This window comes from Arthrobacter sp. 7Tela_A1 (genome assembly GCF_049311065.1).
Lineage (GTDB): Bacteria > Actinomycetota > Actinomycetes > Actinomycetales > Micrococcaceae > Arthrobacter_B.
Map to the genome: position 1 here is coordinate 1 of NZ_JAXIOO010000012.1, position 26,172 is coordinate 26,172.

The following is a 26,172-nucleotide window of genomic DNA, read 5'->3' on the forward strand; positions in this document are numbered from 1 at the left end:
GGTTCCCCCCGCGTGGCCAAACACCCCCGCGTCCCTGTGTATTCAACGGCTGCTGAGCCCGCTGCTAGGAGAAGTCGCCTCCCCCGACGCCGGGCGGGTCTCCGCCGTCGACCATTGCTGCCCCGTGGGGCACCGAGGTCCTGGACTCGGTGGCCTGGACGGCTTCGGCCCCCTTGTTGCGCTTGGCGATCTGGATCTGCTCATACACGTGGTTGCGCAGCTCCACGAACCGCGGAAGCGACCGGGTGGTCAGCTGGTCCCGCTTCTCCGGAAGGTCAATCACGATGTCTTCCTGGACCACGGTCGGCGAGCTCGAGAGCACCACCACCCGTTCCCCGAGGTAGACAGACTCATCGATGTCGTGGGTGACGAAGAGAATCGTGACTCCCAGCTTCTCCCACACGCTTCGGACCAGGTCCTCCAGGTCGGCCCGGGTCTGGGCGTCGACGGCGGCGAACGGCTCGTCCATGAGCAGGACCTTGGGCTGGTACGCCACGGCACGGGCGATGGCCACACGCTGCTGCATGCCGCCGGAGAGCTGCCAGGGGTAGCTCGTGGGCACGTCGTGCAGTCCAACGGCCTCCAGTGCATTGTCCACCAGCTGGTTGCGCTCACCCTTGGGGATGCGCGCGTTCTTCAGCGGAAGCTCGACGTTGCCCCGCACCGTCATCCAGGGGAACAGGCTCCGCCCGTACTCCTGGAAGACAACGGCCATGTCCTTGGGCGGCTCGGTGACTTTCTTGCCTTCCAGGACCACTTCGCCCGACGTCGGGGCCATGAGCCCCGCAATGATCTTCAGCAGCGTCGTCTTGCCGCTTCCGGACGGGCCGACAAGGCAGACCAGTTCTCCCGGGCGCAGGTCAAACGTCAGGTTCCGGACAGCTTCAATCTCTCCGGCGTCAACCTTGTAGATCTTCTGGACGCCCCGGACCGAAAGCAGCGGCTGGCCCTGGCCATCCGTGGGGTTACTCTGCATGTTCAACCTCTCTCAAACCGTGGTACCAGCCGAGAATGCGGCGTTCAGCCCACTGGAACATAAATGACATGGCCACGCCGATCAGGCCCAGGACCACAATGCCGCTCCACATTTCGGGAATGGCAAAGGACCGCTGGAACTGGACGATGGTGAAGCCGAGACCCTCCGATGATGCGAACATCTCCGAAATCACCATCAGGATCAGGCCGATGGACAGGCACTGGCGAATGCCGGCCATGATCTGCGGGCTGGCGCTGGGAAGAACCAGGTACCGCAGCCGGGCAAGTCCGCCGATCCGGAAGGTCCGGGCGGAATCGCTGAGCACGCCGTCGACGGCGCGGACGCCTTCGATCGTGTTGAGCAGCACCGGCCAGATGCAGCCCGAGACGATGACGGCAATCTTCATCTGGTCGTTGACGCCGATCAGCAGCATCAGCACCGGAATCAGCACCGGCGGCGGAATCGCCCGGAAGAACTCCAGTACGGGTTCCAGCAGGCTCCGCAGCCACCGGGTGGTGCCGATGAGGATCCCCAGGCCGGCCCCGAGGACGATGGCAAGGAGGATACCGATCACCAGGCGGGTGACGCTGGGCAGGACATCCTGTACCAGCCGGTCCCCGATCCACACGGTGAAAAACTTGTCCACCAGGGTTCCCGGCTTGGGAACGAAGAAGTTGGTGCTGCCCTGCGTGCTGATCCACCAGATGAAGATGAGCAGTGCGGGCAATCCGACGATGTAGCCGGTCTTCTTGAGAATGTTCATACGACGACCTCCCCGCGCACCGAACTGTGCCAGGACAGCGTGCGGCGTTCAATGATCCGCATGCCCATGTTGATGAGAATGCCCAGGACACCGGTGGTGAGTACCAGTGCATACATCTGCGCGATGGCACCGCCGGACTGGGCGTTGGCGATTTCCTTGCCAAGGCCCGGGGAACCGATGATCAGGCTCGCGGTGATGGCCAGGATCAGCGCTACGGCTGCAGCCAGCCGAATGCCGGTCATCAGGTACGGCAGGGTGGTGGGCCACACCACGTACCGGATGCGGGCAAACGTGCCCAGGCCGAAGCTCTTGGCCGTGTTGCTCGCCACCGGATCTACGTCAGCCACTCCGTACAGGACCTGGATCAGGACCTGCCAGAAGGAAGCGTAGATCACCAGGAGCAGGGTGGATTCCAGGCTCAGGCCGAACAGCAGCACGGCCAGCGGGATCAGCGCCACCGAGGGGATCGGGCGAAGAAACTCGATGGTGGAGTTGGTTGCCTTCCGCAGGAAATCGCTGGAACCGATGATGAGTCCAAGCACGACGGCGGCTACCGTCGCGATCAGCAGGCCCAGGAACCAGCCGGTCATTGTGTCAGCAACGGCGGCCCAGAAAGCGCCGAGCCCAAAGTTGCTGAAGAACACGACCAGCACTTCGCTGGCGGGAGGAAGGAAGCGGGGATTGACCACACCCAGCCGGGGAATGAGTTCCCAGGTCAGCAGGAATCCAAGGATTCCCGCCAACCCAAGCAACGGCCCCGTGGGGAGGCGTTTGGAGATGTTCATAACGTCTCGTTCTGTAAAGCCGGACAGAGAGTCCGGTGTTAGTCCTGTGCGGGCAGCATGGCATCCAGGTCCGGAGCCTTGGAGAGCGTGCCGTAGCTTGCGGCGGCCTCACCCAGCACGGTCAGGCCTTCGCGGTCAAACTCGGCCCGGAAGGTCGGCAGGATCATCTTGGCACGCATTTCGTCGTCGATCTTGGTGTAGGTGCCGACGATGTCACGGACAGCGTCCGGGTTCTCCTGGGCGTATTCCAGGGACTTGTTCATCGCCGCAGTGAACTTCTCGACCAGTTCCGGGTTTTCCCCGACGTACTGCGCGGACGTGAAGTAGCCGGAAATGTCCAGGTTCTCGTGGGTTTCGGCGAAGTTGTAGGCGATGACCCGGGCACCGTTGTCAACGGACTGCGTCAGGAACGGATCCAGGATCCAGGCGGCGTCAACCTGTCCGCCTTCAAGCGCGGCGGGAGCCTCCGGGAAGGGAATCTCGACGAACTTGATGCTCTCATGGTCCCCGCCGGCGTCCTCGACGACCTTGCGGATGGTGGTGTCACCGATGTTGGCAAGGTTGTTCACGGACACCGTCTTGCCGGCGAGATCCGCCGCGGTCTGGATGTCCGAGTCTGCGGCGACAACGACGGCGCCGAAGTCGGAGCTGGTGTCACCCGTGGTCGAGTTGCCGTTGGACACGAACTCCAGGTCCAGGCCCTTGTCATTGGCCACCATCACCGAGACGACATTGCCGAAGGCAAACTGGAAATCTCCGCTGACCACGCCGGGAACGGCTGCCGCGCCACCCGTGGTGGTCTGGATATCGAGGTCAATCCCTTCCTCTTCGAAGAAACCCTGCTCCTTGCCGAGCCAGATGGGTGCCGTGTCAACGATCGGGATCACGCCGACAGACAGCGGGGTCAGGCCCGCGGACCCTTCGGCCGCCGCCGTGCCTTCGTCGCCGGAAAGGGAGCCGCCGCCGCAGGCGCTGAGGGCGAGGGCCGCCGTCGCGGCGAGGATGACGGGGACAGTACGTTTCACTTGGAGCGCTCCTTAAACATGGGAAACCCCCGCATGAACGGACGCGGGGATGCAGAACCACCTGGTGCAGCGAATGTTCGCATGCTGAACAGTAGTTCTACAGATAGACGCTATGAAATGCGTCACTCCCAGTCAAGGAAAAGATGTGATTGGAAGCACATTCGATACGCAGCGGTAATGTACCCGTCTCAGCAGCAAAGAATGCGGCTCCGGCACTGCGGTTCGGCTACGCTGGTTCTTTTTTTCCGCGACGGACCGCGACCGAGGACGCCAGCCCCAGGACCAGGAGCGCTGCGGCTGCTCCTGCGCTGACCCAGAATGCGGCTCCGTGCCCGTAATCCTCTGCCAGCGGGCCGGCCAGCGCGGACCCGATGGCCGTTCCGGTTACCGTGCCGCTGGCCAGCAGCGTCATGACGGTCCCCATGAGATGGCGGGGTGCCAGCTGGGCACCGATGCCGAAAATGCTGACCATAGTGGGTCCCACGGGAATACCGAGAATGAACAGCACCACGAGCATTTCGGGTACGCCGCCGGGCAGCAGCAGGAGCATTGCGGCACCGGTCATGGCGAAGGCAGACATCACCCACCGCGCAGACTGACTGAATTTCTCCGGCCAGAACGCCACGGACAAAGCCGCCGCAGCAGAACTGATACCCATCACGGAGTAGAGAAGACCGGCCGCGTCTGCGATGCCGAAACTCCCTCCGAACGCAGTCAGGGATGCCTGCGTCGCTCCGAAGAAGGTGCCCATGGCCACCATGCCCAGGACAGGAAGTGCAAGCAGCGCCCAGGACACGCCTTCGCTGCGGTCCTTGGAGGCGCGGGCACCGTTGGCAGCGCGCCGGCGGCGGGGTGAAGGCTGGACAGCGTCGACCGTCCGGTGCAGGGCAAAGGCCGTCACCATGGTCGCGGAAAGTGCAGCGGCCAAGGCGAGCGGAAGCCAGGGCGCTACCGAGGCAGCCAGCAGCCCCACAAGGGCGGGGCCGAGGACGAAGCTGAGTTCATCGGCCATGCTCTCGTAGGACAGCGCAGTCCCAAGTTCCTGCCCGGTGCGGTCCCGTGCAGTCAGGGACATCCACCGGACGCGGGCCAGCGGACCCACCTGGGCGGCGGAAGCCCCCATCGCGAATGCTGCGGCCAGCACGGCAGCCAGCGGTCCCCCGCCGGGAAGCTGCGAGGCAGTCCACAGGACAGCAAGGATCATGAGTGGATTAGCTACCGCGGTTCCCAGCAGCAACGGGCGCTGGCCAATGCGGTCCGCCAGGTAGCCCAGCAGCGGCGCACCAAGCGCAGACCCCAGTCCCACCGCGCCGGCGGCGAAGCCTCCCTGCCCATAGGAGCCGGTGATGCTCGTGACCAGGGTGAGCGCGCCGATAGTCAGCATGGCGAGCGGGAGGCGGGCCAGGAAGCCGACCGAGAAAAAGGCGGAGCCGGCAATCTCGAAGATTCGGGAGTAACGGCCAGTGGCGGGTTTCGTCACCGCAGGCGGGACGCTGGCGTCCGGGGCCGGTTTGGCGGGGGCGTGCACGTCAGGGTACTCGTGGGCAAACGGTTCAGGACTCATGGTGTGTGCTCAGTTCAGGCTAAAACGCGCATCGTCCCTCCACCCGATGCGCCCAACCCGGCTACACAACGATCTTACCCTTGCCCCCTGCACACCGGCGTGCGGCTTCGCTCTGGGCAAACGCCGGAGCGGGGCCTCACGCCGGAAGGGTTTCAGCTGCCCGGAACCGCACCGTCGAGCCGTTGCGTCCCCGGGTGATCTGAAGCTGGGCGCCGATGCGCTGTTTCATTTCCGCCACGTGGCTGACCAGTCCGACCACCCGCCCGCCGTCGCGCAGCCCTTCCAGGGCGTCCATCACCTGTTCGAGGGCTTCCTCATCGAGGCTCCCGAAGCCTTCGTCCACGAACAATGTCTCCATGCTCGTTCCGCCCGCCTCCTGCTGGACGACGTCGGCTAGGCCAAGCGCGAGTGCCAGGGAAGCCATGAAGGACTCACCGCCAGAGAGCGTGGAGGTGTCCCTGCGGATGCCCGTCCAATCGTCAATGACGTGCAGCCCGAGTCCTGCCCGGCGGTTTCCGGAACGCGAATCGTCGTGCACCAGCGAATACCTGCCCGCCGTCATCGCAGCCAGCCGCTCTGTTGCCGCCGCAGCCACCTGTTCAAGGCGTGCTGCGAGTACATACGTGCTCAGCGCCATGCGGTAGCTGTTCTCACCGTTGCCGCGGGCCGTATCGGTGACCGAGGAGAGGAGGTCATGCCGTTCCTGCAGCGGCCGTATCTCTTCTTCGGCAGCTGCCAGTTTGCCCGCCAGGTCTTCCAAGGCGGCGGCGGATCCTTCCAGAAGCCCAATCTGCAGGGCCTTGCCCGTGACGGCCTGCCGCACGGCTTCGGCGCTTTCCGAGGCCTCGGCAACATCCTCTTCGTTCGGCATGGCCTCCGGCTCGCCGTCGCCGTCCAGCGCTGCTGCGTCCTGGCTTTCGCGCCGCATGGCCAGCCGTGCGTTTTCCAGGTCCAGTTCCTCCAGCCGGCTGCGAAGTTCACCTGCCTCCGCCTCCGGCAGCAGGGCTGCCCTGACAGCGGCCTCGTCTGCGAACCCTGTTCCGTCCAGTGCTTCCGAAAGTGCCCGGCTGGAGTCCTTCTGGACGGACGCGGCGTGGCCTGCAGCCTGCAGCGCAGACCTGGCGGTCCCGGAGAGACGGCGCACGCGTTTCAGTTCCTTCACCCGCCCCGTGAGGGCAGCCGGGTCTGCATTCGTCCCTCGGTCCAGAAGGCCGGCGGCCTCTTCCTCAGCTGAGGCTGCCCGTGCCTGGGCCTGGGCAGCGTCTTGGAGCAGGAGCGATATCCGGCCGTCGAGCTGCCCGATTTCGTCCTCAAGGATGCGCAGGCGTTCTTCGTCAGCAGCAAGCCGCTGCGCGGCTTCCAGCGCGATCCGGTAATCCCGCTCGGCCTCTTCGCCCGCGCGGCGGGCTTCGTCGGCGTTGGCCTCCCCTCCCTGTCCCCGAAGGCTGGAGACTGCGGCGGCGTCGGTCTCTGCCACCAGGCGTGCCGCGTCCCATTCCTTTTCCGCGGCCTCGGTCTCCTGCCGGGCAGCGGCTTCTTCCTCGCGGGTGACAAAACCTCCGTCTTCCGGCAACGGAGCCGGTTCCGGATGGCTGGTGCTTCCGCACACCGGGCAACCTTCGCCGTCCTGAAGTGCCGAGGCCAGCTCCGCGGCAGCCTGGTCCAGGCGGAGCTGGAGCAGGCACTGCCACCGTTCGCGCTGGTCCTGGTAGCGCTGCCGCGCGTCTGCAGCGTGTTCGGCGGACGCTCCGGAAGCGGCCAGGGCCCGCTGGTACGCCGCGATCACTTCCTGGGTCCTGGCAGCCTCCTCCATCCGGGCACGGGAATCCTGAACAGCTGCAGCCGCCGTCCGCAGCGCGGGAAGGCCGGAACGCAGCCCGTCCTGCTCTCCGCGCAGCGCCGCCGCTGCCTTCTGGATACCGTCCGCTTCTGTCCGAAGCGTTTCCTCCCGGGTACGCTCTGCGGCAGCCTGGTGCTGCAGAGCCGCAGCACGTTCCACTTCGGCCAGGAGAACTTCGGCGGCGGATATTTCCGCCCCCGTGTGATCGTCCAATCCGTCGAGTGCCGCCGGAACCGGCAGCTCCTCCGCGTCAGATTCCCCGCCGTCGCCGGACGGAACCAGCTCGGCAAAGCCGGCACGGCCTGCAGCCTGCCGCAGTTCCCCGAGCGAGTCTCCGGCCGCAGCGGAGGCGTCCCGGAAGCTTCGTGCCGCGGAGGAGCAGGCCGCCAGGTAACCCGCGAGGGCGGCCGCACGGTCATGATCCGCGAGCGCCCGCCGCCGGGGAACCATGGCGGCTTCCCGCCGGGCATGGTCCCTTTCATCTGCCTCGAGCTGGAGCCGGGCCATGCCGCGGGCACGCCGGGCCTGCAGCTGGTGCAGGGTCTCCTCTGCACGCTCCAGCTCCGAACTGCTTTCCTCCTGCTCTGCACGCAGGGCGCTCAGGCGTTCGGAGAGGGTATTCCGCACGGATTCCAGCCACGCCGAGTCCTGCTCGGCCTCCTGGGGCTGCTCCAGACTGTCTTCGTCCTCCGCGGGTTCTCCCAGCAGCTTGGCACAGCGCATGATTTCGTTGCGGGCCTGGGCCCGCAGGAGTTCACCGGCGGACCGGGCCTCGGCGAGACGGGAACGTGCGGCATCCGTCTGTTCCTTGAGCTGCCGCTCGATTTCCTCGAAACGCCACGTGCCAAACAGCCGCTGCAGCAGGTCCGCGCGGGACGCTGCATCGGCCCGCAGGAAGGCGGCAAAGTCGCCCTGGGGCAGCATGACCACGCGGGTGAACTGCTCCCGGCTCATCCCGAGCAGGCTTTGGATCTCCGCGGCGGCCTCGTCATTGCGGGCTGTCTTCTGCGTCCATTCACCGTTGACGAACTCGCTGAGCAGGGTCCGCGCCTGTTCAGTAACAGTTCCGGTCGCACTGCCGGCCCGTTTGGCCGGGCGCTCCCACTGCGGATTGCGCACCACCTTGAACCGGCGCGGCCCGGCGCTGAAGTCAAGGACAACCTCAGGGGGTGTCCCCGGGGATGCGTGGTCGCTGCGCAGCTTGCGGGCTTCCTGCCTGGCTCCGGGAACCGAACCGTAGAGGGCGAAGCAAATGGCGTCGAGGACGCTGGTCTTGCCGGCGCCGGTGGGGCCGTTGAGCAGGAACAGTCCCTGGGCGCCCAGTTCGTCGAAGTCGATGGACTGGCGGTCGGCAAAGGGGCCGAACGCCTGCATCTCCAACCGGTGGATCCTCACTTGGAAACCTCCGCCGCGTTGACCTTGCCCAGGACTTCGGCGAAGAGGTCCCGTTCCTCCGGCGCTGCCTCACGGGACCGGACATGGTCCAGGAATCCGCAGCAGACGTCCAGGTCATCTGTCGCCCGGGCCAGCCGCCTGCTGTAGCTCTCATTGACTCCGCGGGAGCCGGACGGCGGCTCAAAGGTGAGGACGAGCGTGCCGGGGAAGCGGGACCGGATGCGTTCCATGGCTTTGACGGGCCGCTGCTCATCGGTCAGGGTGACCTGGCACCAGGCGTCTTCGGCCGTGCTCAGGTCCGGATCTTCCAAGAGTCCGTCCAAGGTCCCCCGCAGGATCCGGAGGTTCCGCGGCGCTTTCCACGGGACGGGAGTCACTGCCGTGAGGCCGGCGTCGTCGATCTCGACCAGCAGCCCGCCCTTGGACTGGCGCGCTTCGGAGAAGGAATAAGGAAGGGGCGAGCCGCTGTACCAGACGTTGGGGGCCAGTTCCTGGCATCCGTGCAGATGTCCCAGGGCTGCGTAGGTGAAGCCGCTGAACAGATCCAGGGGTACCGCACCGACACCGCCCACCGAGAGGTCGCGTTCACTGTCGGAGGTGATCCCGCCGCTGGCGAAGGTGTGTGCCATGACGAGCGGCAGGACCGGTGCACCGGATGCCTGCCTGCGGGCCACATCTTCGCGGATCCGCCGAACCGCTTCGCCCAGGACGCCGGCGTGGGTCGGGGATACGTCCGGACCGAGTTCGGGTGCAGCGAGCCGGGGTTCCAGGTAGGGAATGCCGTAGACGGCGACGGGGGTGCCTTCCCCCAGCAGGACCGGTGCCGTGATCGCATCGATCCCGGTGCGCAGATGCACCCCGCCCTGCTCGAAGATCCTGCCGCCGAAGCCCAGCCTTGCGGCGGAATCATGGTTCCCGCTCGTGAGGATGACGCGGGCGCCGGCTGCCGTGATGTCAGCAAGGGCCTGGTCCAGGAGACGGACGACGTCGACGCCGGGAAGAGCGCGGTCGTACACGTCACCGGAAATGAGGACGGCGTCCACTGCCGAGGTGCGGACGGTGTCGAGCAGCTGGGCCAGGAACTCCCGCTGGGCCTCCAGCATGCCGACTCCGTGGAAAGAGCGGCCCAGGTGCCAGTCTGAGGTGTGCAGGATTCGCATACCAACCAAACTACCGCCCGGCGGTGACACTTCCGTTCCGGCGCCTGCCGGAACGGAAGTGTCACCGTCGGTGCAGCCGCTCCTAGGAGCGGCGGGGATCTGCCGTGCCGTTGTCCGGGTCGCCGTCGCTGTCCCGGGCATCGTCGTTTTCAAAGAAGCCGCGCACTTCGTTCTCTCGCCCCGGGTCGGCCTGCACAGCGGAAGCCGTGCCGGTCTCCGGTGCCGGCGCGGAGGCAGCAGCCGTGCCGCCGTCGGCGTCGTCCAGCTCGGCTTCCGCGACCTGAGCTGCAGGGGAAGCAGAGAGATCGAGGCTGCGGTAGATCAGGCCGGTGATCGCGGCGCCGAGCAGCGGAGCCACCCAGAAGAGCCAGAGCTCGCCCAGGGCCCAGCTTTCAGCGAAGACCGCGGTGGCCGTAGAGCGGGCCGGGTTGATGGATCCGCCGGTGATGGGGACCAGGAACGTCAGCAGCGCCGCGTAGGTGACACCGGTGGCAAAGGCGGCTGCAGCCGACGGCAGGCGCGTGCCGCCGCCCAGGAAGACGGCAGTCAGGAGCGCCGCGGCGATGACCTCTGTCAGGAGTGCTCCGGCAAGCGGGAATTGTGTTGCCGAGTGCTCGGCGAAGCCGTTCGCCACGGCTGAGAAGAACGGCTGAGTCTCGGGAATCTGCGGGTGCCCGGTCATGGAAACCCAGAGGATGACGGCCGCGAGCAGCGCACCCACCACCTGGGCCACGATGTAGGGCAGCACGGACTTCCAGCTGGTCCTGCCGGCCAGCGCACTTGCCACGGTGATGGTCGGGAGGAAATGGCCTCCGGAGATGTAGCCGAAAGCAATGATGGCCGCGGCGAGGACGAGTCCGAAGGCCAGGGGGGCCGAGAGTCCGCCGGAAGGGTTGAAGAAGGAAACGCCCAGGCCTGCCAGTACCAGGAGGAAGGAACCGGCCGCTTCAGCGATGCTGCGGCCGACGAGCCCATACGAACGCAGGGGGGTGATCCGGGCGGACCCGGGCTCTGCAGCCGAGGCTCCGGCGGGGAAATGTGGCTCAGCAGTCATTGAGGAGAAGTTCCTATCAGTGGGAGATATGTTGTTGCCGCGAGCGGCGCTCACGCGCCCGGGGAGAACCCGGAACGGTGCAAACCACCCAGACTTCCACCGGTTCCTGTGAGTCTGCTGGGTGCGCACTGAGCATACACTCGCACCGTCTGAACGGAAGGGCCCCGGCGGGAGACCTATGCTGGAAAGGTGAAACCATCTTCCGATGCCGGTTCCGGGACGCCGGACCCCGCCGCAGCCCAACCCTCCGACTCCGCACGGTTCAAGGACAAGGTGAGGGGCTGCCTGCTGGGAGGAGCCGTTGGAGACGCCCTCGGCTATGCCGTGGAGTTCGATTCAATGAATGGTGTCCGGTCCCGTTTTGGTGCCGGAGGACTCACCGGCTTTGAGCAGTTGGAGCGCCCCTCCCCCATCTCGGACGACACCCAGATGACCCTCTACACCGTGGACGGGCTCGTAGAGGTGCTGGAATGGGCCAACGACGGCGTGGCCGCCGACGAGACGGCCTGCCTGTGGTTGGCTTACCTGCGCTGGCTCAAGACCCAAGGCGAGTCCTTGCCGGCGAATGCGCCGGACCAGCCTGGACGCTGGATCGATGCGCAGGAGGTACTCCATCATCGCCGTGCTCCAGGCAATGCCTGCCTGTCCGGGCTGATGACCGGAGAGATGGGGACGCGCACGCGCCCGGTCAATCCGGATTCCAAGGGCTGCGGCACCGTGATGCGTTCGGCCCCCTTTGGCCTGCTTCCCTGGATCGAAGCAGAAACGGTCTACAAGTTCAGCTCCGACGGCGCTGCCCTGACGCATGGTCATCCGTCCGCGATCCACAGCGCCGCAGTCTTCAGCACGCTGATCCATGACCTGCTCCCCGACGGGGCTGGGCTTGCCGGGGCCGCTGCGGCTGCCGTACAGCGCGCCGCTGCCAGCGGTGTTCCGGAACTCGCCGCCCGGCTGGAGGCCGCCGTCGCACTTGCCGCGGAAGAGCTGGCCGGAGAGGCCGCCTCATCCCCGGAGCGCATGACACAGGCACTGGGGGAAGGCTGGGTTGCTGAAGAAGCCCTCGCCATTGGCGTCTACTGCGCCCTTGCATCCGCGGATGCAGGCACACCCGAAGCCCAGTTCCGCAAGGCCGTCATTCTGGCCGCCAACCACGGCGGCGACAGCGATTCGACTGCCTCGGTGACCGGCAACATCATGGGTACCCTCCACGGCCGCACCGCGGTTCCGGCGGACTGGATCCAGGCTATCGACGCACGGGAAACCGTGGAAAAGATGGCCGACGCGCTGATCCGGGTTACAGCAGGCTAAACCGGGACCCGGCGGCCTATTGGCTGGCCGCCGGCCAGGTCCCGCCAAGCATCTGCAGGAACTCGGCTTCGGAGAGCACTTCGATGCGCTGGCCGCGTTCATGCAGGTCCAGCACCCTCCGGGCCTTGCCCGTGACGCGGCCGTTGCGCAGGTCCCCTGCTTCGAAGCCGTCGCCCACCACCAGAACGGTAGTGGAACGGGTCACGTTGCTGGCCGGCCGTGCACCGAGCTCAGCCGCGCGGTCCTTGGCGTCCTGCCGTGGCATGCCCAGGTTCCCCGTGAACACCACGGTCTGTCCGAAGAGCGGATGGCCCGGAAACGCGTCCGGGTTGGGCGGAGGATTCACTCCCTCGGACGGCCAGCCGGTGAAGGACCCCGCGGCCGACGGTGCACCGGTTCCGCGCTCCAGCGCGTCGCGGGTGGCCTTGGAGACCGGATCGATGCCGGGACGGTAGGCGGGGGCATGGTTGGGCTTTTTGCCCTGGAGTGCGAAGTACTCTGCGGTCCCCGAAGCGCCGGAGCGCCGGATGATATCGATGAGGATTCCGGCACAGGCGCGGGCATCCGCTGCCGCGTCGTGGTGGTTCTTCAGCGGCACCCCTGCAGCTTCCGCCACGAACGGCAGGGAATGTGAGGGCAGCGAATAGGTGCGCCGGGACAGCATGACGGTGCAGGCATAGTCATAGGCGGGCCCCGCCAGCCCGGAGACTTCCAGCGCTGAGCGGATGACGCCGAGGTCGAACGCGGCGTTGTGCGCCACGAGCAGGTCCTCGCCGATGAAGGCGCCGATCTCGGGAAAGAGCTCACCGAACCGGGGTTTGCCCGCCACCATCGACGCCTCGATGCCGTGGATGCCGGTGTTGCGACGGTCAAAGAAATCGTGCCCCTCGGGCGGGCGCATCAGCCAGGACGTTTCCTCCACGATCCGGCCGTCCCGCACTTTGCTCAGGCCGACCGAGCAGGGAGATCCGCGGAAACCGTTCGCAGTCTCAAAATCTATGGCGGTGAAATCTACGCCCACGTCAGGAATCTTCGGCCGTGCGCTGGGCCTTCCTCCGGCGGTAGGAGCGGATCTTGGAGGTGATGTACCAGATGCCGGCGATCAGGACCGCCGCGATCACGATCTTCTGGAAGATCCCGGCGTATTCCTCAACGATGTGCCAGCTTTCGCCCAGGAAGTAACCGGAATACACGAAGATGCTGTTCCAGATAAGGCTGCCGGCCAGTGTCAGCCCCAGGAACTTGAGCATGGGCATCTTCTCGATACCGGCCGGGATGGAGATGAGGGAGCGGAAAATGGGAATCATCCGCCCGAAGAACACGGCCTTGTAGCCGTGCTTCATAAACCAGGCCTCCACCTTGTCCACGTCCTCGATGTCCACCAGCGGAACCTTTTCCACGATGGCACGCATGCGGTCGCGGCCCAGCCAGGCGCCGAGCCCGTACAGCACCCAGGCGCCCAGGACCGAGCCAAGCGTGGTCCAGATCAGGGCCTCAACAATGGAGAAGTTTCCCTGGCTGGCAGCGAAACCGGCCAGCGGCAGAATGACTTCGCTCGGCAGCGGCGGAAACAGGTTCTCCAGGGCGATGGCAAGACCCGCGCCGGGAGCGCCGATGGCTTCCATGATGCTTACGGCCCACTCGGCAACCCCTCCCAGGGCCGAATCGGAGCTGGAGGGTTCTGTGGCGGCGCTGATCAGGATACTCATATCGGAACCAATTGTGCCCTACTCGCCCGCAGGCCAAGAACGCTGCGGCCCGTCCGCGGTGTGCCGCTGCACAGATCACCCGGGGAAAGCTATGGCGCAAATCACGCCTGTGCTGTCTCCTGGGATTCGCCGAGGACCCGGACGATGGCCGGCAGCAACGCGCGGAACGCCTGGCCCCGGTGGCTGATCGCGTTCTTCTCGCCGGCGCTCAGTTCGGCACAGCTCCGCGTCTCCCCCAGCGGCTTCAGGATCGGATCGTAGCCGAATCCACCGCTGCCGCGGGGCTCGTCCAGCAGGGTGCCGCGCAGTACGCCGCGTTCCACGATCTCGGCTCCGCCGGGGACTGCGAGGGCCGCAGCACACACGAAGGCTGCGCTCCGATGATCCTCCCCGATGTCCGCCAGCTGCGCCAGCAGCAGCTCGAGGTTCGCGGCATCATTGCCGTGGACACCGGACCAGCGGGCGGAGAAGATGCCGGGGGCCCCGCCGAGGACGTCGACGGCGAGGCCGGAATCGTCGGCGATGGCCGGCAGGCCGGTTGCGGCAGCCACGGCACGCGCCTTCAGGAGTGAGTTTTCTTCAAACGTGACGCCGGTTTCAGGGACATCCGGAACACCGGCCGCAGCGGCGTCGATCACCTGGGTATCCACGTCGAGTCCGGGAATCCGTCCGCGCAGCAGCTCACGCAGTTCCCGGAGCTTGCCTGCGTTGCGCGTCGCCAGGACCAGGCGGGGTTCGGCGGCGTTCACTGGCCCGCGAGGGTGCGCCGCTGGATCTCTGCCAGCTCGGAGGTCCCGAGCAGGGCAAGGTCCAGGAGTGCGTCGAGTTCGGCACGGTCAAAGGGGGCGCCTTCGGCGGTGCCCTGGACTTCCACGAACTTTCCGCTGCCCGTGACCACGACGTTCATGTCGGTCTCCGCACGGACATCTTCGACATACGGCAGGTCCAGCATGGGCACGCCGTCGATGATGCCGACCGAGATGGCGGCAACAGTGTCAATCAGCGGCTCGGCCGTGCGGGCAATGAGCTTGTTCTCCTTGGCCCAGGCGAGTGCGTCCGCCAGCGCCACGTACGCACCGGTGATAGCCGCGGTGCGGGTGCCGCCGTCGGCCTGGAGGACGTCGCAGTCCAGGACCACGGTGTTCTCGCCGAGGGCGCGGGTGTCGATCACCGAGCGCAGCGACCGGCCGATCAGCCGGGAGATCTCATGCGTCCGGCCGCCGATCTTGCCCTTGACGGACTCACGGTCGTTGCGGGTGTTGGTGGCGCGGGGAAGCATGGCGTACTCGGCGGTGACCCAGCCCTTGCCTTCACCCTTGAGCCAGCGCGGAACTCCCGCCGTCAGTGAAGCGGTGCACAGCACCCGGGTGTTGCCGAACTCAATCAGCGCCGACCCTTCTGCCTGGTTGGACCATCCGCGGGTGATGCTGATGCTGCGGAGCTGGTCGGGTGTGCGGCCGTCGGCGCGCAGGACAGGCGAAGAATTCGGAGCTGTAGTCATAGGCCCCAGTCTATCGGCCGCTCAGCGGACGCCCTTCCGAGGGGTGCCCCAGCGGCGGAGTCAGCCGCTCCACGGCCAGCGGGGGCACAAAGGGTGTGCCGACGTCGTAGGAGACGCCCGCGACCGCAACAGCGAGATCGCCGTCGTAGGTTTCCCGGGCCTCCAGCACCGCTGTGTTCGCGTCGTTCCAGACCGGCAAATGGGTCAGCAGCAGCCGGCGCGCGCCCGCTGCGGTGGCTGCCGCTCCGGCCCGTTTCCCGGTGAGGTGGACTCCGCTGATCGCGTCGTCACGTCCCTCATGGAAGGCAGCCTCACACAGGAACACATCCGTGTTCCTTGCTGCTTCTTCCAGGCCGGGGCAGGAATCCGTATCCCCTGAATACGCCAGGGTCCGCAGGGTTTCGGAGCCGTCCTCTGCCGTCCCGGAAGCTTCCACCCGAAGTGCATAGGCTTCCTCGGCCGGGTGGGCGACCGGAAACGGCGTCACCTTGAACGGGCCGATTTCCACCGGTTCTCCGGCCTGCCAGGACAGGAACTCAAAATCCTCATGCATGCCCGGCTCCGGATCGAGTCCGTAGGCCACCGCTATCCGGTCAGCCGTGGCGGAGGGCCCATACACCTTGACCCGGTCCCGGTTCCAGCCGTTGGGGTCCCAGTGCACGGCTACGTGCAGGCCGCACAGGTCCATGAAGTGGTCCGGATGCAGGTGGGTAATGAGGACCGCATCGATATCCCGGATGTCCATGTAGCGCTGCAGGGTCCCGAGGGAGCCGTTGCCCATGTCGAGCAGGATGCGCCAGTCGCGGGTCCCGTCGCTGGCCGTCACCAGATAGCACGACGCCGGCGAGGCGGGGCCGGGGAAAGAGCCGGAACAGCCAACGATCGTCAGTTTCACAGCACACCGTCCCGGAGAGCGCCGGCAGTTCTGCGCCGCCCGGCGGCAGCACGGGCCTCGGCGATCATCTCCGGAGTGATCCGTGCCAGCACCCCGGTCGGATACCGTGCGGCAACAGAGTCGGCGTGCTCTACCCGGAGCACTTCCGGGCCAAGGAACCGGCGGGCCAGGAGTTCGAAAGATTCGGCATCGCCGGTAGCGACGAAACGGTGGCTGGGGGGCTCCGGCGATTCGCGCTGCAGGCCGTGGGTCAGCAGCGCCCGGTACACGTCCTTGGCCGTTTCCTCGGCGCTGGAAACCAGCGTGACGCCGTCGCCCATCACGTAGGAGATGACGCCGGTGAGCAGCGGATAGTGCGTGCAGCCCAGCACCAGGGTGTCCACCTCCCGTTCCTTGAGCGGAGCGAGATAGCCCTCAGCCGCCCGGAGGAGTTCCTCGCCGCTGGTGACGCCTGCCTCGACAAACTCCACGAAGGCCGGGCAGGGCACCGACGAAACCTCCAGGTGCGGTGCCGCGGCGAAGGTGTCGTCGTAGGCACGCGAGCCCACTGTTGCTGCAGTGCCGATGACTCCGACCCTGCCGGAGCGGGTGGCCGCCACTGCACGGCGCACTGCCGGCTGGATGACTTCGATGACCGGAATGCCGTAGCGGAGGGTGTAGCGTTCACGGGCGTCGCGCAGGACCGCGGCCGAGGCGGAGTTGCAGGCAATCACCAGCAGCTTCACGCCCGCATCCACCAGTTCGTCCATCACGCCCAGCGCGTAGGCCCGGACATCGGCGATCGGCAGGGGGCCGTAGGGACCGTGGGCCGTGTCCCCGACGTAAAGAATGGACTCGTTGGGCAGCTGGTCGATCACTGCCCGGGCAACGGTGAGACCACCAACACCCGAATCGAAAATGCCGATCGGCGCGTCGGTGGTCTTCGGCAGGGCGTCCTTCAGCGGCGAAGTACCCGGATGGTCAGAGCTCATGATGTTTCGACAATAGTCCCCGGTTTCTCACCGGGACATGCGAAAAGCAGTGGCCTTGGTCACACTTACCTGGCCGGCAGGGTGTCCAGGAGTGCCTTCATCAGCGTTTCCTGCAGCCAGGTCACGAAGTTGTAGACAAGGGCCAGGTACTGTTCCACGTCCTCGGCATCCCCGGGTTCCGTGATGGAGTGCAGCGCCTCCGCGTCCTGGTCGGTGCGCAGGTCCAGCCTGCTTCCAAGCACCAGCCGCACGTCATTCAGTGCCTGCGCAAAATGCCGCGCCTGTTCCGGATCCAGGTGAATCTGGTTCGATTCCAGGGCCAGGGACGCTGCCCGAAGGGACCCGATCTTCCCTTCCCGCAGCGAACGTTCGGTCAGCCGCCGGAACTCCAGGGCGTCGTCGTCATTGTCCTGGACCGCGTCGGGCAGCAGCCGCAGCAGGGCCGGGTCCTGGGGCACCTCGGCGCTGCTGTCCATGCCGACCATGGCCGCCAGGGGATCGGTGTGGGCCGGCGTGTCCGGGGTCAGCATCGTGATGACGTCGGAAAACAGGCCGCGCAGCAGGGTCCGCTCCCCCGGTTCCAGGTGGGCGGTAATCCCCTTGCGGGTGAGCTTGAATCCGGTAGCCAAGAAATGACCTTTCCGCTAGTTTCGCCGGCCCTAGGGCTGGTCGGCCTTCTGGAACGTGGCCCAGAGTCCGTAGGAGTGCATGGCAAGGGTGTGGCGCTCAGCTTCTTCGCGCGGACCGGTGGCCACCACCGATTTCCCGTCGTTGTGCACCTGGAGCATCAGCTGGTTCGCTTTTTCCTCGGAGTACCCGAAGTAGCTCTGGAAGACGTAGCTCACGTAGCTCATGAGGTTCACCGGATCGTTCCAGACAATGACCACCCAAGGAACGTCCTCCATGGCTTGTTCTGCCGTCCAGGTATCCGTTTGGGTCCCGGTTCCCGGGAGGGTGGCTAAGCTCATGGAGCCAATTGTAGTTTGGCTGCCGTGCCCGGCCGATCCGCAGCGCAACGTGCGGCGCATGGCCAACCCCACGCGTTAGAGTTTTGGTGTGAACAGTCCCACTGCGTGGCAGCGTCCCAACGCCGCCCTGTACACCGACCACTACGAACTCACGATGCTGCAGGCCGCACTGCACGCGGGCACCGCCGAACGGCGGTCCGTTTTCGAGGCCTTTGCCCGCAAGCTCCCCGATGGCCGGCGCTACGGGATCGTCGCGGGGACCGGACGGCTGCTCGAAGCCCTCCAGGACTTCCGTTTCGAGGAACCCCAGCTGGATTTCCTGGCCGCCACGGGTGTGGTCGATGAGCGCACCATCGCCTGGCTGGCTGATTTCCGCTTCTCCGGCACCATCACCGGCTATGCCGAGGGCGACGTCTATTTTCCCGGTTCCCCGATCCTGCAGGTCGAGGCCAGTTTCGGCGAAGCGTGCATCCTGGAAACCCTCATCCTCTCCACCCTGAACCATGACAGCGCCATCGCCTCCGCTGCCTCGCGGATGACCAGCGCTGCCGGCGGACGGCCCTGCATCGAAATGGGCTCACGGCGCACCCATGAGGAAGCGGCGGTCGCAGCCGCGCGGGCCGCCGTCATTTCCGGATTCGACAGCACCTCCAACCTTGAGGCCGGGCTGCGCTACGGCATCAAGACCGTTGGAACGGCCGCCCATTCCTTCACCCTGCTGCATGACTCCGAGGTCCAGGCCTTCGAAGCGCAGACCGCTTCGCTGGGACTGAACACTTCCCTGCTCGTGGATACGTACGATGTCGAGCAGGGCGTGCGCAACGCCGTCGCCGTCGCCGGCCACAAACTGGGCGGGGTCCGGCTGGACTCCGGTGACCTGGTCGCCCAGGCCCAGTGGGTGCGCGAGCTGCTGGACGAACTGGGCAACACGTCCACCCGCATCATGGTGACCTCGGACCTGGACGAGTACGCGATTGCAGCACTGGGCTCGGCTCCCGTTGATGCCTACGGCGTGGGCACCTCGCTGGTCACCGGTTCCGGCGCCCCAACCGCCGGCCTGGTCTACAAGCTCGTCAGCCGCGAAGGAACCGACGGGAACTTCGTTTCCGTGGCCAAGGCAGCCAAGAACAAGGCTTCGCTCGGCGGGCACAAATACGCCCTCCGCCGGCTGAATGAGCGCGGTCGTGCCACTGCCGAGGTGGTGGGCGTGGGCAGCCGTCCGGACAACGACGGCAACGACCGCGAGCTGCTGGAAACCTTTGTGTCCGACGGCGTCCTGAAGGACGGCTGGACCGGACCGGACGCTGTGGTACGGGCCCGTGCCCGCCATGACGCTTCACTGCTTGAACTGCCCGCGGCGGCTTACCGCCTGCAGCGCGGCGAACCCGTGATCCCGACCGAATTCGAGGAGGAAACCCGATGACCCGTGCACTGATTGTGGTTGATGTCCAGAACGACTTCTGCGAAGGCGGTAGTCTCGCCGTTCCCGGAGGGAACGACGCCGCGGTGGAGATCAGCGACTACATCGAGAGCTCACGGGACCGGTACTCCGCCGTCGTGGCGACCCAGGACTGGCACATCGAGCCGGGCAGCCACTTCTCGGACAACCCGAACTTCCGTGATACCTGGCCGGTGCACTGCGTGGCCGGAACCCACGGCGCAGCGCTGAACCCGGACCTGGATACGGAGTTCATCGACGCCTACTTCCGCAAGGGGCAGTATGAAGCCGCTTACTCCGGCTTTGAGGGTGTGCTGGCCCCCGACGTCGAAGTTCCCCTCGGGGAGCCGGACGCCGAACCCGCACCCGATACCGACACCGTGTCCCTTGACGACTGGCTGCGGGACAACGGCGTGGACGAAGTGGTGATTGTGGGGCTGGCTACGGACTACTGCGTTAAGTCCACCGCACTGGATGCTGTTGCCGCCGGTTACGACACGTATGTGATTCCCGAGCTCTGCCGCGGCCTGGACCGGGTCGATGTGCTTGCGGCCCTCGATGACCTCGAGGATGCCGGCGTCGAACTCCTGGACCTCTAACCCCTCCCCCTCCCCCTTTATCGAGATAGCAGAAACTGCCCGTATCAGGCCTGATACGGGCAGTTTCTGTCATCTCGATGGATCAGGGGGCTACTTGCGGCCGATGAACCAGTCCTGGAGCTTCTCCAGCCGCTTCTGCAGCTGTTCCTCGTTCGCCTGCGCGACGGCGGGGCCGCCGCAGATCCGGCGGAGTTCGCTGTGCACCATGCCGTGAGGCATGCCGGAGCGGGCAGACCAGGCCGAGACGTTCTTGGCCAGCTGGGCCCGCAGTTCCGTGAGCTGGCGGTGGTCGGCGACCGATGGCAGCGCCTCCGGCACCTTTTCCTCCGGCTTGCGCCTGCCGCGGCGGGACAGCTGCTCCTGCTGCCGCTGGCGCAGCAGCATGGTGACCTGCTCCGCGTCCAGCAGTCCCGGGATGCCCAGGAAGTCCTGCTCGTCCTCGCTGCCCAGTTCGCCTCCGGTACCGAACTCGCCGCCGTCGAACAGAACCCGGTCAAAGGAAGCCTGCGATTCCAGCGCTTCGAACTTCTGCTTCTGAAGTTCCCCGGAAGCCTTCTCTTCCCGGTTCGCCGCTTCCATCAGCGCGTCATCCAGGCCGAAGCCTTCCTCCTCGGAATGGTTCTCCGGACGGTCCAGCGCGTGGTCGCGCTCCACTTCCATCTCATTCGCCAGGATCATCAGCGTGGGTACCGACGGCAGGAACACCGACGCCGTTTCTCCGCGCTTGCGGGCACGCACGAAACGGCCCACGGCCTGGGCGAAGAACAGGGGCGTCGACGTCGACGTCGCATAGACTCCGACGGCGAGACGCGGCACGTCCACGCCTTCGGACACCATGCGCACCGCCACCATCCAGCGCTGCGTGCCTGCAGAGAATTCCTCGATCTTCTCGGAGGCCTTCGCGTCGTCGGAGAGGATCACCGTGGGTGATTCACCGGTAATCTTCTTCAGCTGCCCGGCGTACGCGCGGGCGTCTTCGTGGTCCGTGGCAATGACCAGGCCGCCGGCGTCTGGCACGGCGCGCCGCACCTCGCTGAGCCGGCGGTCAGCAGCAGCGAGGACCGCCGGAATCCATTCACCGGCCGGGTTCAGCGCCGTGCGCCAGGCGTGGGCGGTGATGTCCTTGGTCACCGCTGCCTCGCCCAGCGACGCAGCCATTTCCTCGCCGGCACTGGTGCGCCACCGCATCTGGCCGGAATACGCCATGAACATCACCGGGCGGACCACATGGTCCTTCAGCGCCTGGCCGTAGCCGTAGGTGTAGTCGGCTTTGGAGCGGCGGATTCCGGCGCCGTCCTCGATGTACTCGACGAACGGAATGGGAGCGGTGTCGGAGCGGAACGGCGTACCGGTCAGCGACAGCCGCCGGGCAGCCGGTTCAAACGCTTCACGGATGCCGTCGCCCCAGGACAGCGCGTCGCCGCCGTGGTGGATCTCATCCAGGATGACCAGCGTCCGGGCTGCTTCGGTCTTGGCGCGGTGCAGCATTGGTTTGCTGGCCACCTGCGCATAGGTCACGGCCACGCCGATGAAGCCGTGCCCGTGCCGTCCGTCCGCGTTCTTGAAATTGGGGTCCAGCGCCAGTCCGACGCGTGCGGCAGCATCCGCCCACTGCCGTTTGAGGTGGTCGGTAGGCGCGACGACGGTAATCCGGTTCACGACGCCGCGTTCCACCAGTTCGGTGGCTACACGCAGGGCGAAGGTGGTCTTGCCTGCGCCGGGGGTCGCCACGGCCAGGAAATCGTTGTCATTCTTGGCGAAGTATTTTTCCAGGGCTTCGGCCTGCCACTGGCGCAGCTTCGGGGCTGTTCCCCATGCTGCCCGTTCGGGATAGGCAGGGGGCAGCGCCGGTCCACCGCCGCCGAAAAGGGTATCGGGACTCACGCTTGGGAAGGCACCTTTCCGGTACTTGGTCTAACAATTGCACTGCGGATGCCCGCAGCTGTTCCAATCACCGCAAAGACTGCGAGGACCAGCCACATCAGGGCATAACCGGTTTCCTGGCCCACAGGTCCGCGCTGCACCAGGACGGCGAGCAGCACCCCTCCAACCGTGGTACCTGCTACGGCACCCACCTGGTCGGCAAGCTGCAGCGACGCCGAGTTCTGCCCCCGGTCGGCAGCCGAGGAGGCGTCCAGGACCAGCACGGACGTGCTGGACAGCGCCGCACCCATGGCCACGCCCGCCAGCGACCAGACGGTCACCAGGAGCCAGAAGGGCGCCTGCGCCCCGGCCATCAGGCCGGTACCGCCTATAGACAGCGTCAGCAGGCCTGAACCACCCGCGAGGAGCAGGTGGCGCCGGTCTCCGGGTACCCGGGCCTGCAGGAAGGATCCAATGGCCCAGCCTACCGCGCCGGCGGTCAGTGCAATTCCGGCAGTGGCCGGGCTCACGCCGTAAACGGCCAGGAGCATCACCGGCATGAAGGCTTCCGCCGCCACGAAGGCGGCGTTGATCAATCCGCGTGTCGCCACCACCGAAGGCAGGCCCCGGCGCAGCCACAGAGTCCCTGGCGGAAGCAGCACGGAAAGCGCTGCAACTGCAGCCAGCACACCCGCGGCCGTGAGGATTCCAAGCAGCACGGACCCCGCAGCAGCGGCCTCGTTCCCGGCCCACTGCGCCGCGAAGACACCTCCGGCCAGGAACACTCCCCAGACCGCGCGCCTGCGGCCCAGGGCACGGTCAAGTTCCGGGCTCTCCGGCGGGCCAAGATGGCGCACACGCGGCCAGACGAGCGCGGCCGCGATCAGGACAATGGGAATCACGACGGCGAAAACCCAGCGCCAGCTGGCGTACTGTGCCAGCACTCCTGCTGCCAGGGGTCCCACCATGGACGGCAGGATCCAGGCGGTCGCCACCCACCCGAAAATCACCGGCTGCAGCCTGGACGGGTAAACCTGCCCGATGATCACATACAGGGCCACAACCATTGCGCCGCTGCCCAGTCCGGAAACTGCCCGTCCGGCCGTAACCAGCCAGAACTCGCCTGCCGCCGCGGAGAGCACGAGCCCCGCGACCAGCAGCGCCATGCCCGCGATCAGCGACCGGCGCGGGCCTTCCAGGTCGCAGCGGGAACCTGCCAGGACCGAGCCGAGCAGCGAGGCGGTCAGGAACATCGAGAAGGCGAGGCCGTAGCCCGCGCCCGCGCCGAGCTCGTCCCCGATCACGGGCATCGCCGTCGTGACCGCCATGGCTTCGAACGCCACGCAGGTGACAATGGCGATGACGCCAAGGGTCAGCGGCCGGAAAGCAGCAGACATCGCGCCCTCGCGGCGCGCTGCGGGCAGTGGGTCACTCATAAGGGCATCAGGACTTACTGCCGTGCCAGGATGCGACGGCTGGGAAGGCCAACAGGGAGGACGCGGGCGCTACTTCTTCCCGCCGCCGTCATTGCCCGGGCGCAGCCCTTCGTAGATTTCCTTGCAGGCGGGGCAGACCGGGAACTTCTTGGGATCCCGGCCCGGAGTCCAGACCTTGCCGCACAGGGCAATGACCGGCTCGCCCGATAGGGCCGATTCCATGATCTTTTCCTTGCGCACGTAGTGCGAGAAACGCTCGGCGTCACCGGGTTCAACAAGCTCGCGCTGCTCTTCGCGCTCGATGACGGCGGTGGAAGAACCGCTGTCAGCCCGGCGCATGGGGTCGGATTCGAAGGGATCAGGAGGCAGAGTCATGCCCCTATCTTAGTACCCGGCGCCCCCGCTCCTACTTGTTGACTGTCACAGCCAGCAGGACCTCGGGACCACGCCTGTCCAGCCACCGTCCGCCAATCCGGATGCCTGCCGCGAGGGCAGCCGATCCGTAGACCACGCCCACAGCAAGGCTCACCCAGCCCCAGGCGCTTCCCAGCCCGAAGGCGTACAGCGCCGCCGGAACCAGCAGCGGCAGGGCGACGACGAACTGAACGGCCAGCCACAGGAACTGGACCAGCATGGTCCTTCCTGCGGAACCCGGAGGAGTCTTGAAGGCGTTCTCCCCCGGCAGCGGCACGTTGTAGGTGTACCGGGCGGAGAAGACGCTGGAGAGTCCCAGCCCGCTCAGCAGCAGGCCGATGCAGAGTCCCAGCAGTACCGGTACGTCCTCCGGCCGGCCAAGGACGATCGGAGGAACAACTGCCGCGATAAGCGTTGCCGGCAGGGCGAAAACAGCACAGGCAATGGCACGGCCAGCCCGGTCCGCTGTCCCCGAGACCCCGGTGGAGAGATGCAGGGCGAACGCGGTGTTGTCGTAGGAGATGTCTGCGGAAATACCAAAGGCGAGCAGGAACGCCACCAGCGGACCGATGCCCAGGACTACCGGAGGGAGCCCTTCAGTCTGCACCGCAAAGATCAGGACGACGGCGAGCACGGGGACGATGATCAGGGAGGCACTGTAGCGCGGGTCGCGGACCCAGTACGTCAGGGCCCGGGCGGCTACTGCACCGGTGGGAGTGGCCGGGAAACGGGCGAAGAAACCCAGCTTGCCGGCGCTGCGGCTCGCCGTGGCGTTGTGGGCCGGAGTGACGAGCGCACGGGCCAGCAGCGCTTTCCAGGCCCAGGTAATCACTGCAAGGAAGAGGACCGAAATGAGCAGGCGGAGCAGGCCAGTGCCCGCACTGCCGAGGGCGACGTCGCCCGGAACTGCCCAGGCGCTGCCCAGCGGCGTCCAGGCCAGGACGTCAGCAAGCCTGCCCAGGAAGTCTCCGTCGACAGTGACGGCAGTGGCCGTGAAGCCGATGACCGGGCCAAGGAACATCAGCGGGATGATGACCACGAGCCCTGATACGTCCTTGAAGCGGCGGCTGGAGGCCAGCGACGTCGTAGCCGCCACCCCGAGCCTGGCCATGACCACGCAGGTGAACACCGCCACCACCGCCGCCGGCACTCCGGCAAGCACTGCAGCGGGGTACCGCCACCACGCCACGGCCTGAATCAGTGCGGACCCCAGGGTGATGATGCCGGGGATGCCGATGAGGGACCCAAGTGCCAGCCCCAGGATCATCTGGCGCATCGGAATCGCGAAGGTCACGAAGCGGGCCGGGTCCAGCGTCATGTCCACGCCGGTGGCCACGACCGGGATCACTGCCCAGCCCAGCACGGCAGCAGAGCCGCCCAGGATCACCAGGATCCGTGCCAGCGCAGGGTCGTTGTAGGTGAGGAAGAACAGGCCGCCCAGCATTAGCCCGAGGATGCTCAGGCCGTAAAGCGCGCCAAAGGCGATTCCGACAATCTGCCAGGGACTGCGCTTGAGCGAGTTGCGCAGCAGGATCAGCTTGAGCTTTAGGAGGTGCGCAACCATGAGAGGCCCTCCGATGTGCTGCGTCCGCCCACCAGGCTCACGAAGGTGTCTTCCAGGCTCTGTCCGCCGCGGACTTCATCCACGGTTCCGGCCGCCAGGACGTTGCCTGCGGCGACCACGGCAACGTGGTCGCACATGCGCTGCACCAGGTCCATCACGTGGCTGGACACAATCACCGTTCCGCCGGAGGACACGTAGTCTGCGAGGATGTCGCGGATGTTCGCGGCTGAGACCGGATCAACGGCTTCGAAAGGTTCATCCAGGACCAGCAGGCGCGGTGCGTGGATCAGCGCCGAGGCCAGGGCGATCTTCTTGGTCATGCCGGCGGAGTAGTCCACCACCAGCGTGCCTGCATCTGCCGAAAGGTCCAGGGCGCGCAGAAGGTCAGCGGTGCGCTCAGCCACGGTGTCGCGGTCCATGCCGCGCAGCAGGCCGGCATAGGTCACCAGCTGTTCGCCCGTCAGCCGGTCGAAAAGACGCACGCCGTCGGGAAGCACGCCCATGAGACGCTTGGCTTCCAGCGGCTTCTCCCAGACATCCACCCCGTGGACCCATACCTGTCCGTAGTCCGGACGCATCAGCCCGGTTGCCATGGAGAGTGCAGTCGTCTTTCCGGCGCCGTTCGGCCCAACGAGTCCGTAAAACGACCCTGTGGGGACATCAAGGTTGATGCCGTTGACGGCAATTTTCTGCCCAAACCGCTTGGCCAGTCCGCGAATGGCTAGCGCGGGCACGGGGGTTGGTTCGGCTGGTGCCTGCACGGCGGGTGCGGACTGCGGGTTCCCGTCGGGCACTGCGGAGGCATCGGGTGTTTGGCTCATATAGAAAACCTAGCAACCGGAACCCTGCCTGTGCTCCATCCTGCGGACGAAATCCAGTAACAAAGACGCCGTGCCGGCCCCGCCGCACGGACTAGGAGCCGTTGCGCAGCCGCACCGGCTCCT

General features: G+C 66.4%; 24 protein-coding genes. 3 read left to right on the forward strand and 21 right to left on the reverse strand.

Annotation, left to right across the window (positions count from 1 at the left end):
* Positions 1 to 64: 64 nt before the first annotated feature.
* The 8 genes from TVB01_RS07080 to TVB01_RS07115 all read right to left on the reverse strand — a co-directional run bounded on the left by TVB01_RS07080 (position 65) and on the right by TVB01_RS07115 (position 10,562).
* Positions 65 to 976: an ABC transporter ATP-binding protein gene (locus TVB01_RS07080; protein ID WP_422455208.1), complete on the reverse strand. Its 912-nt coding sequence runs from the start codon at positions 974 to 976 to the stop codon at positions 65 to 67.
* On the reverse strand, positions 966 to 1,739 hold the full coding sequence (locus TVB01_RS07085; RefSeq protein ID WP_422455209.1) for an ABC transporter permease: 774 nt from the start codon (positions 1,737 to 1,739) through the stop codon (positions 966 to 968). The genes TVB01_RS07080 and TVB01_RS07085 overlap by 11 nt, the downstream gene beginning before the upstream one ends.
* Positions 1,736 to 2,524, reverse strand: coding sequence for an ABC transporter permease (locus TVB01_RS07090; protein WP_422455210.1), 789 nt, complete (start codon positions 2,522 to 2,524; stop codon positions 1,736 to 1,738). The genes TVB01_RS07085 and TVB01_RS07090 overlap by 4 nt, the downstream gene beginning before the upstream one ends.
* A gap of 38 nt (positions 2,525 to 2,562) precedes the next feature.
* Positions 2,563 to 3,549: an ABC transporter substrate-binding protein gene (locus TVB01_RS07095; protein WP_422455211.1), complete on the reverse strand. Its 987-nt coding sequence runs from the start codon at positions 3,547 to 3,549 to the stop codon at positions 2,563 to 2,565.
* A 226-nt stretch (positions 3,550 to 3,775) separates the two neighbouring features.
* Positions 3,776 to 5,113 (reverse strand): MFS transporter, encoded by a 1,338-nt coding sequence (locus TVB01_RS07100; RefSeq protein WP_422455212.1) that lies wholly within the window; start codon positions 5,111 to 5,113, stop codon positions 3,776 to 3,778.
* 136 nt (positions 5,114 to 5,249) lie between these two features.
* A complete protein-coding gene (locus TVB01_RS07105) occupies positions 5,250 to 8,348 on the reverse strand; it encodes an AAA family ATPase (RefSeq protein WP_422455213.1) in 3,099 nt (1,032 codons plus the stop codon).
* Positions 8,345 to 9,508 (reverse strand): exonuclease SbcCD subunit D, encoded by a 1,164-nt coding sequence (locus TVB01_RS07110; protein ID WP_422455214.1) that lies wholly within the window; start codon positions 9,506 to 9,508, stop codon positions 8,345 to 8,347. The genes TVB01_RS07105 and TVB01_RS07110 overlap by 4 nt, the downstream gene beginning before the upstream one ends.
* An 82-nt stretch (positions 9,509 to 9,590) precedes the next feature.
* Positions 9,591 to 10,562: an MIP/aquaporin family protein gene (locus TVB01_RS07115; RefSeq protein WP_422455215.1), complete on the reverse strand. Its 972-nt coding sequence runs from the start codon at positions 10,560 to 10,562 to the stop codon at positions 9,591 to 9,593.
* A gap of 273 nt (positions 10,563 to 10,835) precedes the next feature.
* Here TVB01_RS07115 and TVB01_RS07120 point away from each other — a divergent pair, with 273 nt between their 5' ends.
* Positions 10,836 to 11,870: an ADP-ribosylglycohydrolase family protein gene (locus TVB01_RS07120; RefSeq protein ID WP_422455279.1), complete on the forward strand. Its 1,035-nt coding sequence runs from the start codon at positions 10,836 to 10,838 to the stop codon at positions 11,868 to 11,870.
* Between the two features lie 16 nt (positions 11,871 to 11,886).
* Here the strand turns inward: TVB01_RS07120 and TVB01_RS07125 are convergent, their stop codons facing one another.
* From TVB01_RS07125 to clpS, 8 genes are all read right to left on the reverse strand, one after another.
* A complete protein-coding gene (locus TVB01_RS07125; RefSeq protein ID WP_422455216.1) occupies positions 11,887 to 12,891 on the reverse strand; it encodes an exonuclease domain-containing protein in 1,005 nt (334 codons plus the stop codon).
* 1 nt (position 12,892) lies between these two features.
* Positions 12,893 to 13,579 (reverse strand): DedA family protein, encoded by a 687-nt coding sequence (locus tag TVB01_RS07130; protein ID WP_422455217.1) that lies wholly within the window; start codon positions 13,577 to 13,579, stop codon positions 12,893 to 12,895.
* Between the two features lie 101 nt (positions 13,580 to 13,680).
* Positions 13,681 to 14,328: an RdgB/HAM1 family non-canonical purine NTP pyrophosphatase gene (rdgB, locus tag TVB01_RS07135; protein ID WP_422455218.1), complete on the reverse strand. Its 648-nt coding sequence runs from the start codon at positions 14,326 to 14,328 to the stop codon at positions 13,681 to 13,683.
* Positions 14,325 to 15,080: a ribonuclease PH gene (rph, locus tag TVB01_RS07140; RefSeq protein ID WP_422455219.1), complete on the reverse strand. Its 756-nt coding sequence runs from the start codon at positions 15,078 to 15,080 to the stop codon at positions 14,325 to 14,327. Before rph ends, rdgB begins: the two co-directional genes overlap by 4 nt.
* A 10-nt stretch (positions 15,081 to 15,090) precedes the next feature.
* Positions 15,091 to 15,975 (reverse strand): MBL fold metallo-hydrolase, encoded by an 885-nt coding sequence (locus TVB01_RS07145; protein WP_227894667.1) that lies wholly within the window; start codon positions 15,973 to 15,975, stop codon positions 15,091 to 15,093.
* The gene (gene murI, locus TVB01_RS07150) at positions 15,972 to 16,946 is read right to left on the reverse strand and encodes a glutamate racemase (RefSeq protein ID WP_422455220.1); all 975 of its coding nucleotides are present in this window, start codon (positions 16,944 to 16,946) and stop codon (positions 15,972 to 15,974) included. The genes TVB01_RS07145 and murI overlap by 4 nt, the downstream gene beginning before the upstream one ends.
* A 65-nt stretch (positions 16,947 to 17,011) precedes the next feature.
* On the reverse strand, positions 17,012 to 17,575 hold the full coding sequence (locus TVB01_RS07155; protein WP_422455221.1) for a DUF2017 domain-containing protein: 564 nt from the start codon (positions 17,573 to 17,575) through the stop codon (positions 17,012 to 17,014).
* 30 nt (positions 17,576 to 17,605) lie between these two features.
* On the reverse strand, positions 17,606 to 17,914 hold the full coding sequence (gene clpS / locus TVB01_RS07160) for an ATP-dependent Clp protease adapter ClpS (protein WP_422455222.1): 309 nt from the start codon (positions 17,912 to 17,914) through the stop codon (positions 17,606 to 17,608).
* An 88-nt stretch (positions 17,915 to 18,002) separates the two neighbouring features.
* Here clpS and TVB01_RS07165 point away from each other — a divergent pair, with 88 nt between their 5' ends.
* Both TVB01_RS07165 and TVB01_RS07170 read left to right on the forward strand, forming a co-directional pair.
* Complete coding sequence (locus tag TVB01_RS07165; RefSeq protein ID WP_422455223.1) at positions 18,003 to 19,337, forward strand: nicotinate phosphoribosyltransferase; 1,335 nt, start codon at positions 18,003 to 18,005, stop codon at positions 19,335 to 19,337.
* Positions 19,334 to 19,951 carry a nicotinamidase gene (locus TVB01_RS07170; RefSeq protein ID WP_422455224.1) on the forward strand — a complete coding sequence of 206 codons (618 nt, stop codon included), beginning with the start codon at positions 19,334 to 19,336 and terminating at the stop codon, positions 19,949 to 19,951. Before TVB01_RS07165 ends, TVB01_RS07170 begins: the two co-directional genes overlap by 4 nt.
* A 90-nt stretch (positions 19,952 to 20,041) precedes the next feature.
* Here the strand turns inward: TVB01_RS07170 and TVB01_RS07175 are convergent, their stop codons facing one another.
* The 5 genes from TVB01_RS07175 to TVB01_RS07195 form a co-directional block, all read right to left on the reverse strand.
* A complete protein-coding gene (locus tag TVB01_RS07175) occupies positions 20,042 to 21,835 on the reverse strand; it encodes a DEAD/DEAH box helicase (protein WP_422455225.1) in 1,794 nt (597 codons plus the stop codon).
* Positions 21,832 to 23,250 (reverse strand): MFS transporter, encoded by a 1,419-nt coding sequence (locus TVB01_RS07180; RefSeq protein ID WP_422455226.1) that lies wholly within the window; start codon positions 23,248 to 23,250, stop codon positions 21,832 to 21,834. Before TVB01_RS07180 ends, TVB01_RS07175 begins: the two co-directional genes overlap by 4 nt.
* A 69-nt stretch (positions 23,251 to 23,319) precedes the next feature.
* The gene (locus tag TVB01_RS07185; protein WP_422455227.1) at positions 23,320 to 23,625 is read right to left on the reverse strand and encodes a DUF3039 domain-containing protein; all 306 of its coding nucleotides are present in this window, start codon (positions 23,623 to 23,625) and stop codon (positions 23,320 to 23,322) included.
* Positions 23,626 to 23,656: 31 nt separating this feature from the next.
* A complete protein-coding gene (locus TVB01_RS07190; protein ID WP_422455228.1) occupies positions 23,657 to 25,228 on the reverse strand; it encodes a transporter in 1,572 nt (523 codons plus the stop codon).
* Positions 25,210 to 26,049 carry an ABC transporter ATP-binding protein gene (locus TVB01_RS07195; RefSeq protein WP_422455229.1) on the reverse strand — a complete coding sequence of 280 codons (840 nt, stop codon included), beginning with the start codon at positions 26,047 to 26,049 and terminating at the stop codon, positions 25,210 to 25,212. Before TVB01_RS07195 ends, TVB01_RS07190 begins: the two co-directional genes overlap by 19 nt.
* Positions 26,050 to 26,172 lie beyond the last annotated feature (123 nt).